Source organism: Collinsella ihumii (assembly GCF_900046475.1).
GTDB lineage: Bacteria > Actinomycetota > Coriobacteriia > Coriobacteriales > Coriobacteriaceae > Collinsella > Collinsella ihumii.
On record NZ_FCOU01000005.1, the window covers coordinates 151641 to 164606 of the forward strand.

13 protein-coding genes are annotated in these 12966 nt (G+C 58.3%); 2 read left to right on the forward strand and 11 right to left on the reverse strand.

What is annotated here, in order from left to right; translation table 11 throughout:
* Positions 1-47: 47 nt before the first annotated feature.
* Positions 48-2918: a helicase C-terminal domain-containing protein gene (locus BN3789_RS04650; RefSeq protein WP_229254186.1), complete on the reverse strand. Its 2871-nt coding sequence runs from the start codon at positions 2916-2918 to the stop codon at positions 48-50.
* A gap of 39 nt (positions 2919-2957) precedes the next feature.
* The gene (locus tag BN3789_RS04655) at positions 2958-3920 is read right to left on the reverse strand and encodes a D-alanine--D-alanine ligase family protein (RefSeq protein ID WP_066830711.1); all 963 of its coding nucleotides are present in this window, start codon (positions 3918-3920) and stop codon (positions 2958-2960) included.
* 136 nt (positions 3921-4056) lie between these two features.
* Here BN3789_RS04655 and rlmN point away from each other — a divergent pair, with 136 nt between their 5' ends.
* Positions 4057-5100 (forward strand): dual-specificity RNA methyltransferase RlmN, encoded by a 1044-nt coding sequence (gene rlmN, locus BN3789_RS04660; protein ID WP_066830714.1) that lies wholly within the window; start codon positions 4057-4059, stop codon positions 5098-5100.
* 94 nt (positions 5101-5194) lie between these two features.
* Here the strand turns inward: rlmN and BN3789_RS04665 are convergent, their stop codons facing one another.
* From BN3789_RS04665 to rpmH, 9 genes are all read right to left on the reverse strand, one after another.
* Positions 5195-5449, reverse strand: coding sequence for a hypothetical protein (locus BN3789_RS04665; RefSeq protein WP_066830717.1), 255 nt, complete (start codon positions 5447-5449; stop codon positions 5195-5197).
* Complete coding sequence (locus BN3789_RS04670) at positions 5439-6284, reverse strand: ParB/RepB/Spo0J family partition protein (RefSeq protein ID WP_066831094.1); 846 nt, start codon at positions 6282-6284, stop codon at positions 5439-5441. Before BN3789_RS04670 ends, BN3789_RS04665 begins: the two co-directional genes overlap by 11 nt.
* Before the next feature lie 40 nt (positions 6285-6324).
* Positions 6325-7125 (reverse strand): ParA family protein, encoded by an 801-nt coding sequence (locus BN3789_RS04675; RefSeq protein ID WP_066831096.1) that lies wholly within the window; start codon positions 7123-7125, stop codon positions 6325-6327.
* Positions 7126-8413: 1288 nt separating this feature from the next.
* On the reverse strand, positions 8414-9184 hold the full coding sequence (rsmG, locus tag BN3789_RS04680) for a 16S rRNA (guanine(527)-N(7))-methyltransferase RsmG (protein WP_066830720.1): 771 nt from the start codon (positions 9182-9184) through the stop codon (positions 8414-8416).
* A gap of 115 nt (positions 9185-9299) precedes the next feature.
* Positions 9300-9854: a Jag family protein gene (locus BN3789_RS04685; protein WP_079989096.1), complete on the reverse strand. Its 555-nt coding sequence runs from the start codon at positions 9852-9854 to the stop codon at positions 9300-9302.
* Positions 9855-9896: 42 nt separating this feature from the next.
* Positions 9897-10667 carry a YidC/Oxa1 family membrane protein insertase gene (locus BN3789_RS04690; protein WP_066830726.1) on the reverse strand — a complete coding sequence of 257 codons (771 nt, stop codon included), beginning with the start codon at positions 10665-10667 and terminating at the stop codon, positions 9897-9899.
* A gap of 26 nt (positions 10668-10693) precedes the next feature.
* Complete coding sequence (yidD, locus tag BN3789_RS04695) at positions 10694-10936, reverse strand: membrane protein insertion efficiency factor YidD (protein WP_066830730.1); 243 nt, start codon at positions 10934-10936, stop codon at positions 10694-10696.
* Positions 10926-11258 (reverse strand): ribonuclease P protein component, encoded by a 333-nt coding sequence (rnpA, locus tag BN3789_RS04700; RefSeq protein ID WP_066830732.1) that lies wholly within the window; start codon positions 11256-11258, stop codon positions 10926-10928. Before rnpA ends, yidD begins: the two co-directional genes overlap by 11 nt.
* 15 nt (positions 11259-11273) lie before the next feature.
* Entirely contained in the window at positions 11274-11417 is a 144-nt protein-coding gene (rpmH, locus tag BN3789_RS04705) for a 50S ribosomal protein L34 (protein WP_022387171.1), read from the reverse strand.
* A gap of 342 nt (positions 11418-11759) precedes the next feature.
* On the opposite strand from rpmH, the gene BN3789_RS04710 reads away from it, so the two are divergent.
* Entirely contained in the window at positions 11760-12965 is a 1206-nt protein-coding gene (locus BN3789_RS04710) for an ATP-binding protein (protein WP_079989097.1), read from the forward strand.
* Position 12966: the final 1 nt, after the last annotated feature.

Here is a 12966-nt window from a genome sequence, read left to right on the forward strand (position 1 = left end):
GGGTTCGTTCCAACCCATTGTGACCGTTCAGGTATCGGTCATATCTTCTAGCGCTCGTGCGCGCGCCTCCACAGCTCAAGATAGCGCCCGACCTGGTTGCTCTCGATACGCTGATACCCCGAGGTCGGCAACGAGTTGAGGAACTTCTTGCCATAGCCCTTGGTCACCAGGCGAGAATCAGCGAGCACCAGCACGCCGACATCGGATGACGAGCGAATCAGGCGACCGGCAGCCTGCTTGACCTCGAGAACCGCTTCGGGCAGCGCATACTGCGCCCATGCCCGCTCCTCGCGCAAGCCGCGCTCGCACGCAAGCGGGTCGGTCGGGCTCGAGAACGGCAGCTTCGGGATCACCACGCAGCGCAGCGTGTCCCCGGATGCATCGAAGCCCTCCCAAAAGGCTTTAAGCGCAAACAACGACGAGGACTTCTCGGAAATGAAGTGATCGCGCAGCTGACGTGCCGAGGCACTGCGCTGCTGGCAGGCGAGCTCGAGGCCGACGGCGGCCAGCTTGGGCTCGACGCGAGCATAGAGATCCTCCATGTCGCGACGGTTGGTGAACAGCGTGAGCGCCGAGCCGCCCATTGCGATATGGACATCGACGAGCAGCTGCTCGAGCGTCCCCAGATACGCATCACGGTTGCGCGGGTCCGGTACGTCACCCGCCACCACCACCGTCATGTTCTCATCGAAGTCGTAACTCGAATCGAGATGCAGCGCCCGCGAGGAACCCTGCGGGAGACGATCGAGACCGACCGCGCGCTCAAAGTGGTTGAAAGCTCCTGCGATGGAGATCGTAGCAGACGTGAAGATCGCCGTGTGGACCTCGGGAAGCCAACGCTCGGCCAGCATCTCGCCGACATCGAGCAACTCCGCGGTCAGCGACTCGCCACCGGCGCGCAGGCGACGATTCACCTGAAGCGAATAGACGTAGCGGTCGTTTTCACCCTTTACGATGAGGTCAAGGCCGTCGAGCATCTCCTTCAACCGGCGCGCCCCGTCGGCCACATCGACCACAAGGTCGGGCTTGTCCTCGGCAACGGTCTCCACCAGCGACGACACGTTGCGCTGGGCCTCTTCGAGCGCATCGACGGCTGTCAGGGCGATAGGCAGGAAGTGCTGCCAACCGTCGCTTTCGCGCATATCCGGACCGATCCAGATGTTCGCGGCGTCATACCCGTCCGACCTTCCGCAGCGCGCGAGGTCGCGGACCCCGTCGAACACCTCGGCCATGGCAAGCGAGGCGCGCTGCACCGTCGCCACCGCCTTGGCCGACAGTCCCATATACAGCGTCATGGCGTCTGACCCGGCGAGGTTGCGGATCAACTGCCCCAAGGCGCCCGAGCGCTCGCCGCCCAGACGTTCAAATATGGAACGAGACTCATCCGCCGACACGGTCACTGCCCACTGCCGACGCGCCTCACGCTCGATGGAATGCGCCTCATCGACAACCCAATGCCTGATCGGGGGCAATATCTTGCCGTCCGCCGCAACGTTGCGGAACAGCAGCGAGTGATTGGTCACGACGACATCCACGCGCGCCGCACGCCGGCGAGCGCCGTGTACAAGGCACTTGTCAGGGAAAAACGGGCAGAGCCTGCGGGCGCACTCGCGTGAAGGGGTCGTCAGGTCCGCGCGGTTGACGCTGCGCCATCGGATCCCAAGGCCGTCGAGATCCCCTGTCGGCGACTGGCAGACGTATGCGTAGATGACCGCAACGGCCGTCAGCGTGTCAGCAGGGTCACGCGTCGTCTTGATCTCCGCATCGGAGCGGCTCAGGCGCTCGAGCTTGCGCAGGCAGGGGTAGTGATCGTACCCCTTGAGCGCGCAGAACGTCAGGCCGCCCTCGATCTCGCGCGCCAGGCGCGGCAGCTCATGATAGATGAGCTGGTCGGCAAGGTTGTTCGATTTGGTGGCGACGCCTACCGTCACGCGGTTGCGACGAGCCGCCTCGGCGAGCGGCACGAGGTAGGCGATGGATTTGCCGACGCCCGTTCCCGCCTCGATCACGCGATGCGTGCTGGTCGCGAGGGCATCGCGCACCTCGCACGCCATCTGCACCTGCTCGGCGCGGGGCTCGTACTCGGGATACATCCGGTTGACCAGGCCGCCCGGCGCATAGTGCGCGCGAATCTCCTCGGAGGTCGGCATCGAGAGAAACGGCAGGTTATCGGCATCGATGCGCTCCTCGGGAGCCTGCGCGCGAAGAACCTCGGTGCGGGCGGCGGCGAGCGAGAAGATCGCATCGGGATCCTCCCCCGCCAAGAACGAGAAGATGGGGCGATAGCTCCACGGAACGTCGGGGTGCATATCCGCCAGGCGGCGCATCAACCCCCGCGGCAGGTCGCTCAGCGCCACCAGCAGAATGCGCCAGACGCCGCACAGCGCCTCGACATCATCGATCGCCCGGTGCGAGACGGCACTGCACCCGAACAATTCGGCCAAATTCGACAGCTTGTGCGAAGACAGGCGCGGAAGCGCGATGCGCGACAGGGCAAGAGAATCGATCCACACGTCGCTGACGCGAACGCCTCCCTTGACCGCCTCGATGAACGAGCGGTCGAACGCGGCGTTATGCGCGATAACGGGGCAACCGCCGACAAAATCCTCGAGCAGGGCGACCGCCTCCTCAGGAGACGGCGCGTGAGCGACATCGGCATCCGTAATGCCCGTCAAACGGACGATCTCGTCGGGAATCGGAACGCCCGGATGCACGAAGGTGTCGAACTTGTCGACGATTTCCCGACCCCTCAGACGGGCTGCGGCGATCTCGATAAGCCGGTTGTCCTGCACCGAAAGACCCGTGGTCTCGGTATCGAGGACGATCACGTCCTCCTCGATCAGGCCGAACGAACGCGTCTGCGCGCGCTCGGCCAGCGTTTCGTAATTCTGCACGATGAACTCGGGGGTTCCCGCCATCACCGCGTTCCGTATGGTCAAATCCGGCATCCGATGCCCCTACTTGCGCTCATGGCGAGCGATCGCCATGTCGACCAGCTCGGCGCACACGTCGGAGAACGCACGGCCCTCATGACGCACCTCGTCAGGGAACAGCGAGGTTTCCGTCATGCCAGGGATCGTGTTCGTCTCAAGAATCACCGGACCGTCCTTCGTCACGATGAAGTCGGTGCGGGAGAACCCGAAGCACCCCAGCGCGCGATGCGCGCGGCAGGCGAGCTCCTGCGCCTGCGCGTACACGTCCTCGGGGAGACGGGCGGGAATGCGGTGAATGCTGTCCGAGACCACGTACTTCACGGAGAGATCGTAGAAATCGACCTCATCGGGGCAGCAGATCTCCACGATCGGCAGTGCGCGCAAGGAGTCGTCATCGCCAAAAACACCGACGGTGATCTCCGTACCCGTCAAGCATGATTCGACAAGGACCTTGCTGCTGTATTCAAATGCCCGCTCAATCGCCTTAGGCAGCTCCTGCGCATCGGATACCTTGGTCACGCCATAGCTCGATCCGTTGATCGCAGGCTTGACAAACAGGTCGTGTCCGAGCGATGCGACGATCGCATCCGGGTCGATCTTCTCGCCGCGGCGGATGGCGACACCGTCCGCCACCGGAATACCCGCGCGCTCATAGAGGGCCTTGGAAAGGTCCTTGTCGACACCGCACGCGCTGGCAAGCGCATCTGAACCGGTGTACGGCATGTCCAGGTACTCCATCAGGTGCTGAATCATGCCGTCCTCGCCACCAGCGCCATGCAGGGCGATGAACGCAGCGTCGTAGCCACCCGCGCGGATATCATCCAGAAAGCCCTTGTCGGCAGGATCAAGCAGATCAACGGTGCCAAAGCCCGCCTCACGAAGGGCTGCGGCCGCATTCTTTCCCGAGGAGAACGAGATCTCGCGCTCCGATGACATTCCACCCGCCAGTACGGCGATGCGCATAGCGCTTCGTTGATCGCTTCCCATGGTTTGCACTCCTTTATCGCGGGCAGGCCCGTCATGATGTTGTTTGTCCAATGCGGGCCGTTCATTCAATACGAACCCGCGCAATTACCTTATTGTATAGGTAAGTTGTTACCCATGATTCCTTGAAAGGTCCTGTATGGAACGTTCAAATCGCATGCGCGACATCCGCTCTCTGACGGCCGACGAAATCGCCGAGCTCGTCCAGGAGCTCGGCCAGCCCGCGTTTCGAGCAAAGCAGATCTGCGAATGGGTCTTCACCAAGCACGTCTCTTCGTTTGAGGAGATGACCAATATCCCCAAAAAGCTGCGCGAACAGCTCTCTGAGCACTTCTCCTTCCGCCTTCCCGAGGAGCTTGTCAAGCAGGTCTCGCACGACGGGTCCCGCAAGTATCTCCTTGAGTTCAGCGACGGCACGTCGGTCGAGACCGTCGGCATGCCCAGCAAAAACAAGCTTGCTGTCTGCGTCTCGACTCAGGCGGGCTGCGCCATGGGTTGCGCGTTCTGCGCGACGGGCTTCAATGGCCTTACACGCTCACTCAGCGCACAGGAGATCGTCGATCAAGTTCGCCACGTCGCCATGGATTTTGATGAGCGCGTCACCAGCGTCGTCTTCATGGGGCAGGGCGAGCCGTTTGCAAACTTCGATGCGACCGTCGAGGCGCTCCGCATGCTCAACGATCCGGATGGCTACGCCATCGGCGCCCGCCATCTGACCGTTTCCACCTGCGGCGTCATTCCCGGTATCAAGCGTTTTTCGGAGCTCCCCGAGCAGTTCACGCTCGCCATCTCGCTCCATTCCGCTGTTCAAAGCACCCGCAACAAGCTGATGCCCGGCGTCAAGAAGTACACGCTCCCCCGCCTGCACGAGGCGATTCAAGCGTATGTCGAGAAGACCGGACGCCGCCCGACCTACGAGTTCGCCATGATCGACGGCATCAACGACACCAATCCCGAGATGGAAGCCCTGATCGATTTCTGCCGCGGCACACTTTGCCACGTCAACCTCATTCAGCTCAACGACACCCCGGGGTCGCTCCTCAAGCCCTCCCCCATGAAGAAGGTCGAAACGCTTCAGAAGCGCCTGCAGATGCATGGTGTCGAGGCAACTATCCGCAACTCGCGCGGCAATGACATCGATGCCGCCTGTGGCCAGCTCAAGCAGCGCCTGATTCAACCCTAGTGAACCATTGATCGATTGTTTCACATGAAACCTAAGGCGCCGGATAACAATGTTGTTATCCGGCGCCTTTTCTATTATATGATTTCTATTTTACTTAATAACCAATGCTTTCCCACTGGTTTTTAACCCAGTCTTGATTGATCTTGGGGTTTTTGGTCATTTGCGCGGTTCTCACAGCAACATCTTCCGTCATGTCGCCAACTTTCTTTTTGGATGTTTGATATACATCCTTTGCACCTCGCGTGAGCCTTCCGCGCAGCTCACTATCTGTTGCAAGCTTATACCCGACAAAGGCGCCTGCTGCGACGGCGGCCCCGGCTATGATTGCGGAAATAATCCTACTCTTCATCGTCCAGCTCCCTACTTGTCGCATCATTCATCACATGCTGCAAGATTTGAGCGAGCTCTTCTTCGTCCTTGAACTCAATCTCGATCTTATTCTTTCCTCGCGCGGCCTTCACTTTCACATTGGTATTAAAGACCTGACGAAGCACACGTGCTGCCTTCTTGAACGATTGAGGTGTGACAGGACGAGGGGGCTTTGGCGTTTCACCGACAGAAAACAACGGTGCAAGGTTTTCTGTCGCTCGAACGGAAAGGCCTTCAGCAACAACCTTCTCCGCCAGCTTGATACGCTGCTCTTCAAACGGAACCGCAAGAATCGCACGAGCATGGCCGGCGGTCAGCTTGCCCTCAAATAACAGATCCTGGACACGCTGGGGCAGATCCAGCAAGCGCAGGGAATTGGTAATTGTCGAGCGTGACTTTGAGACCGCTTTGGAAAGAGCCTCCTGGGTCATGCCGCTCGCTTTGATGAGCTGACGGTATCCCTTGGCTTCTTCAATCGGATTGAGATCAGAGCGCTGCAGGTTCTCTATGAGGGCGAGCTGGAGCATCTCTTGGTCATCCACATCTTTGATGACCACAGGGACCTCCTCAAGACCCGCTATCTTAGAAGCTTGATAGCGGCGCTCTCCTGCGATGATCTCGTAGCCACTATCATCCTTGCGAACAAGAAGCGGTTGAAGCACGCCGTGGGCACGAATGGATTCGCTGAGCTCTTCAAGCTCAGTTTCATTGAAGTGAGTGCGAGGCTGATTGGGATTCGGGTGAATCTCGCTTATTGACACCATATTGGTAGCGTCATTATTTGATGCAGCCGCCTCGGTCTGAGCCTCTTGGATCAATGAACCCAACCCGCGGCCAAGCGCCTTCTTCTTTGGACTAGGCACGTGCGATCACCTCCCGTGCAAGTTCCCGATATGCCTGCGCACCCTTATTGGTGGGCGCATAGGTTACCACCGGCATGCCGAACGAGGGAGCCTCAGAGACCTTGACCGAACGGGGGATGCACGTCTCGAAGGCCTTATCCCCGAAGTATCCCTTGACTTCGTCTACAACCTGATTCGAGAGTGATGTTCTCGAATCATACATGGTGAGGAGCACGCCAAACGTCTCAAGCTTCTTATTGATGCGCCCCTTGACCATGCGCATCGACTCCAACAGCTTTGTAACGCCCTCAAGGGCATAGTACTCGCACTGGATTGGTATGAGCACGCTATCCGCTGCCGTCAGCGCGTTGATGGTCAACAGGCCAAGCGAGGGCGGGCAATCGATAAAGATGAAATCGAATTCATCGATAATCGGCTCCAGTAGATCCTTGAGACGTGATTCACGAGCCATAGTGGAAACGAGCTCAATCTCCGCACCTGCAAGCTGAATGGTCGCGGGTACGACAAACACCTTCTCGCAATCCGTGCCCTGGATAATTTGCTCTGCGGGAACGTCATGGAGCAACGCGTCATACACACAACTCTCAAGCTGTTCCTTCTCGATACCGAACCCGCTTGTTGTATTGCCCTGGGGATCGAAATCAACGACGAGGACTTTATATCCCTCTTCACTGAGGGCCGCAGCCAAATTAACCGCGGTGGTCGACTTACCTACACCACCTTTTTGGTTGATGATGGCAATAACCCTCGTATTCATCTCCGTTTTTGAACGCTCGACATCTCTAAAGCCCACGTCACCCTCCTGCACCACCGACAGTCATTTCCAGGTGAACACTATGTTTCACGTGAAACGTATCCCTATCAAGGGTTTCACGTGAAACACGCTGAATCACTCGTTCATTATGTTTCACGTGAAACCAACTTGCAAGGTTCAATGCCCTCCCCTGCCCTCTATACATGCTTTCAAGAGAATCGATTGGAGAAGACGGACTAACATCCATTGCACTAGGTTGACGAATGGCTTATAAAAGGGGAGCCAGAATCATTCCTTGGCGCCCAGACATCCGTACGCCAGTCTCGATATACGAATTCTACAAAGGTGTAGGACGCGTTTCTGCCGAATATTCGACATCATGAGGTTGTAACAGCTGGGAATTGGTCTGTTGTAGACAAAGAGCGGCAGCGGATGGTTATGTCGCCCTTGAGGGCTTGATCCGTAACTGAGCGAACAATCGGCAAGTCGCATCCCCACCCGCCTACCTCTTGAAACTAAAGCAATCGTGCTATCTGCGTTCTGCCATTACAAAGGTTGCGGTGATCAAGGCCACGTATACGATCAAACTGAGTTGACTCGCCGTGTATTTGATTTCGCCCAGACTGTCTCAATGTTTCAACTTATTCATTGTCCCAACAGAATGCACTAACGCATCCAATACGATGCGTCGCATGAAATAGACTGTGATCGCCTTACATTCCGGTTTCGTAAGCTGCTATCTAGGTCTGAAAATGAATACCCTTACAGCCTGCTAATAATAAAGGACTTCAAATGCGTACAGCTAGGGCAAACATACATCGCATCAGAGGTCCGCACCATTTGCCTTAAGCGTATGATCCCTGCGGCTCGTTAAAACGAGTCACTCATGAAGTGGTGCAGGTATCGTTATTGCACGCAAACGTATCTGCATGATGAACATGACACAACTGAAAAGTATCGAGACACGGCGTTCCTGCGCATGATCAGGATTCTTCTTAGTCGAGAGCCCAACGCAGTGTGCCGAGCGCATTGAGCTTCTTACGCAACGACCGCCCACTCCCATTCGTCAGGTACGCGCACAGTAAAGTGGATATCCACACACTCCTCGACGAACTGTTGAGCCGGTGCAGCCGCAATGCAACCTGATGATTCCCGCATGCAATGTAATCTGGCTACCTACACCTCTCTATATATAAAGGAGTCGGCGGCGTTGCCCCACCTGACTTCACGTAACACGCTACATCCTGACGAGTGAGATGGCGCATACTGACAACACCATGAAAAGACCCCGATGTTTCACGTGGAACATCGGGGCCTAGCATCGAGCTTATTGACCGAGGGGGCGCTTCCTCGCCTCCCCTACCGAACGGGGCAGCTTTATCGTCGGCTTGGAAACCTGAACGAACGAATACAGCTCACGATGACCAAAGCCATCGGGCAGGTCGAAAGACTCATGGGCCTGCAACTCCATACCACAGAGCTTTGCAGCACTGCGCCCCTGAGCAAGCTCTTCAGAATCAGGATTGCCCTTTGAAATCAAAAGCTGTCCGTTGTGTTTAAGGAAGGGCGACGCATACTCGATCAGAATAGGAAGCGGAGCCACAGCCCTTGCAACGACGAGATCGAATGCCTTCTTATTCTCAGCAGCATACGATTCGAGTCGATCGTGTACACCGGTAATGCGATCTATCACCAGCTGCTCCAGACAGGCATTCACTGCCTTGATCTTCTTTCCAACAGAATCGAGAAGCACGCCAGGCAGACCGGTTACAACATGAAGCGGCACTCCGGGAAATCCTGCGCCGGTGCCCATATCAAGAAAGCGCGTGACCGTTGCGTCGATCAGGGGAACCAGCGATAGCGAATCAAGTATATGGAGAACAAGAGCCTCGTTGATATCCGTGATGCGCGTAAGGTTGATGTACTGGTTTATCTGCTCAACATAAAGCAGATGCTCGACACACAGACGCGCCTGGCTGGACGTCAGATCAACATGACACGACGAAGCGAGGTCGATCAGACCATTTGCCAGGCGATTGATATCCGACTCCGAAGTCTCTAGAGGCGTAAGGATGATCGGACGGTCCGAGGAAGCCATGATGCAATCCCTTCATATGGCAGAGAGATGACAGGAATACGTGAATCGAGAACTTATGGCAAAAAGAAAGGGCGCACCCGAAGGCACGCCCCTAGCATAGCGGAATCGAGGAATCCTAGAGCACCGTGATGACAACGCGACGCTCGGGATCCGCGCCCTCAGAGTGCGTATCAACACGATTGTTGTCACGTAGGGCGATGTGAACCAGGCGGCGCTCATAGGCGCTCATGGGCGGAAGCGACACCGTGGAGTGCTGTCGAACCGCACGAGCGGCCGCGGAGCGAGCCATGGAGATCACCTTGTCGTGGCGACGGCTCTTATATCCTTCGACATCGACGGCAACCGGATAACGGAACCCGAGCTTCCGACTCACCAACAGGGAGAACAACGTCTGCAGCGACTCGAGCGTGCGACCATGGCGACCGATCAACACGGCAAGATCGGGGGCGGTCACATCGAGAATCAGCTCTCCCTCGTCGCCATCGTACTCGTCGATGGGAGAATCCTGAGCATCAAAGTAGAACAGGATGTCACGGAGCACGGAAACCGCAACGTCGGCAACGGTGTCGAGCTCCTCATTAGAAAGCCCCTCACCGGCCTTGTAATGGGCGGCAATCTCGGCGTACTCCTCGACCGCGCCCTCGGTCACCTCTTCAAGCTCTTCAGACATGGCATACTCCATTAGTTAGGTACCTAAATTAACTCAATCCACTTACTTCTTCTTGTGGGGGCGCTGCTTGCGCTCACGACGAACGACATTGACCTCGATCGGAGCGTTCTTCATGCGCTCCTCCTCCTCGGCCTTAGCCTTTTCGATAACCTTCTGGGTGACGAACAGCTGCTGAGCAACCTGCCACGCAGAGGAGACGTCGTAGTACAGAAGAACACCGGCGGGAAGGCCCCATCCGATCCACAGCATCATGACGGCCATGACGACAGCCATCATGCGCATGCTCGAAGCCTGCTGGCCGGTCTGGTTGCGCGACATCCACAGCTGCGGGATGAGCGTCAGCACGGCGAACAGCGCAAGCGCGATCAGATACGGCGCGGCGGGGCCAAAGCCCTGGCTGATCGTGCCGGCCGCGGAGGCCTGCAGGTCGGGAAGGATGCCGTAGAACGAGAAGTTCTCACCGGAGAAGTACTGCGGAAGGTTGTTGAGCAGCGTGAGCAGCGCGAACAGAATGGGCATCTGGATCAGCAGCGGCAGGCAGCTGCCGAAGGGATTGAATTTGTTCTCGGAATAGAACTTCTGCATCTCCTCGGCCTGGCGCTGAGGGTCGTCAGCGTACCTCTCCTGCAGCTCCTGGAGCTTAGGCTGGAGCACCTGCATGCGAGCCGTCGATTTGGACGACTTGAGCATCAGCGGGGTCAAGAGCAGACGCACGATGATCACGAGAATGATGATGGACAGGCCCCAGTCCACCGCAAAGCTCTGGATAAGCTTCAGGATTTGGAAGAGGATGTTAACGATCCAGTCCCACATGTATAAACCTCCGTCTGTAAAGCGCCTTACGGCACGGGATCATAACCGCCGTCGCGCCAGGGATTGCAGCGCAGGATGCGCCGGAACCCCAGCCAACAGCCCTTGAGAACGCCGTATTTCGAGATGGCCTCGACGGCGTACTGCGAACAGGTCGGGATGTAGATGCACGAGTCGGGAAGCAAAGGCGAGATGAATCGTTGGTAAAAACGCACCGCAGCGACGGCACAGCGTCGCGGCAGGTGCGCAAGACCACAAACCTTATTGTTCATCGATACCCGCTCGCGAGCACAGGGACCTGAGCGCGGCCTGCATCTCTTGCGGTGAGGACGTCTTGGTCTTCGGCGTAGCGAACAAGATCACATCAAACCCCGCGCGCGGAAACGCACAAGCGCGTGCAGCCTCACGCAGCACGCGCTTGGAACGATTGCGCACGACCGCGCAACCAAGTCGCTTTGCTGCGACGAAGGCGACCCGCCCGGGATCGCCTTCGTCCAGAGTGTTGCACGCTATCATGCGCATCAGGGGATGGCGATAGGACCTCCCCTGGTGAAAGACGCGCTCGAAGTCTTGCTTAGACTTGATCGTCCTCATGCGAGACGCATACGGTTATTTATCGCTAACGGTAAGGCGCTTGCGGCCCTTGGCGCGACGACGGGCGAGCACGGCACGGCCGCCCTTGGTTGCCATACGGGCGCGGAAGCCGTGAGTCTTGGCGCGCTTACGCTTATTGGGCTGATAGGTACGCTTCATGGTTGATTTCCTCCTGCTGCATTTTGCGTGCGATTTGCACGTTTTAGACACGTGAGCTTAGAGATTGTAGGGAATACGGCGCTCCGATGTCAATGAAAGACCACGAAAAGCTTGCAATACCTCATGCTTTGCGCACGAAGCGCCCACAGCACGCAGTCAACAAGTGCATCCTTTCACGTCTTTTCAGCGACTTTTCAACAGGTCACGTTGAAGATGTTGATAACTTTTCGCGACTTTTCTTCAGTTTTCAACAGTTTTAGAAAACTTGTTGAAAGCCCTGCACAAGGTGTGCAAGCTGATATGCTAGACGGGCAGCTCAAACGAACTAGAATGCGGTGCACCATGTCTGACGACTTCTACCCTTTTGTTGACTCCGGTGACCCGGCGCCGGACAACGCCCATATAACCGGTATACGTGCATCGGGCGCAGACCCTGTCGACGCAGACGGCACGGCACCGTCTGCCGAGCAGGCGACCTATGCCACGCGCATCGCCGTATACGACGACATGCTCTCCACCCCGCGCGTCATCGTCATCGCGCCCAAAGACGTGCGCTCCTATCTTGAAGAGATCACCAACACGGTCTACCGCTGCATGCGCGAGCAAGGCGGCGGCATCTCGTTGATGGTCATCCGCGAGATCGTCGAGAACTTCATCCACGCCAACTTCGTGGAACCTATCATCTCGATCCTCGACGACGGCAACACGATCCGCTTTGCGGACCAAGGTCCGGGCATCGAGGACAAGGAGCGGGCGTTCGAGTTCGGCGTGACGAGCGCCGACCGCGACCAAAAGCGCTACATACGAGGGACGGGGGCCGGCTTTCCCATGGTCCAACAGTATCTAGAGAACGCCGGAGGAGCGGTCTCCATCGAGGACAACCTGCACCAGGGCACCGTGGTGACCGTCTCCATCGACCCTGCGCGCGTCATGGAGATCGAGCATGCCGCCGAGCGCGGCGGGGCAGTGCGCGGCGCACAGCCGCTGCAGGCCATGCCCCGGCAGCAGATGCCGGGCGCGCCGGGGATCGCGAACCCCATGGCACCGAATGCGGGGGCGCCCCTGTCCTACCAGGCAGGATATACGCCGTACCCGCAGGGATACGGCTTCGGCGCGCCGGGCACCCAGGCGCCGGGCGCGTACCCGGCGCCCCAAGGATATGCGGCCTATCAGCCGCAAGGGTATCCGCCCGCCGCATATCAGCAACCCTACCAGGCGCCCTGGCCGCAACAGCCCGCACCCCCCACCCAAGGCTGGGCCCCGCAGGCGGGCATGGGTGCGGGCGGATGGCCGCAGGAGGTCCCGCATGCAGGCGAGCCGTACGTTTCCGAACGCGGAGCGCTCGCCCTGAGCTTCCTCGCGCAGCACGGAAGCGGCGGGCCGACCGATCTTGCCGGCGCGTTCGGCTCGTCGGCGCCGACCTGGTCGCGCGAGCTTGAGACGCTGGCGCAGGTCGGACTCGTCATCAAGCGCGGCCAAAAGCGCTTCTTAACCGAGATGGGCCAGCTCTGGGCCCAAAACCATCAGCAGAACCAGCAGAACGCGTAAG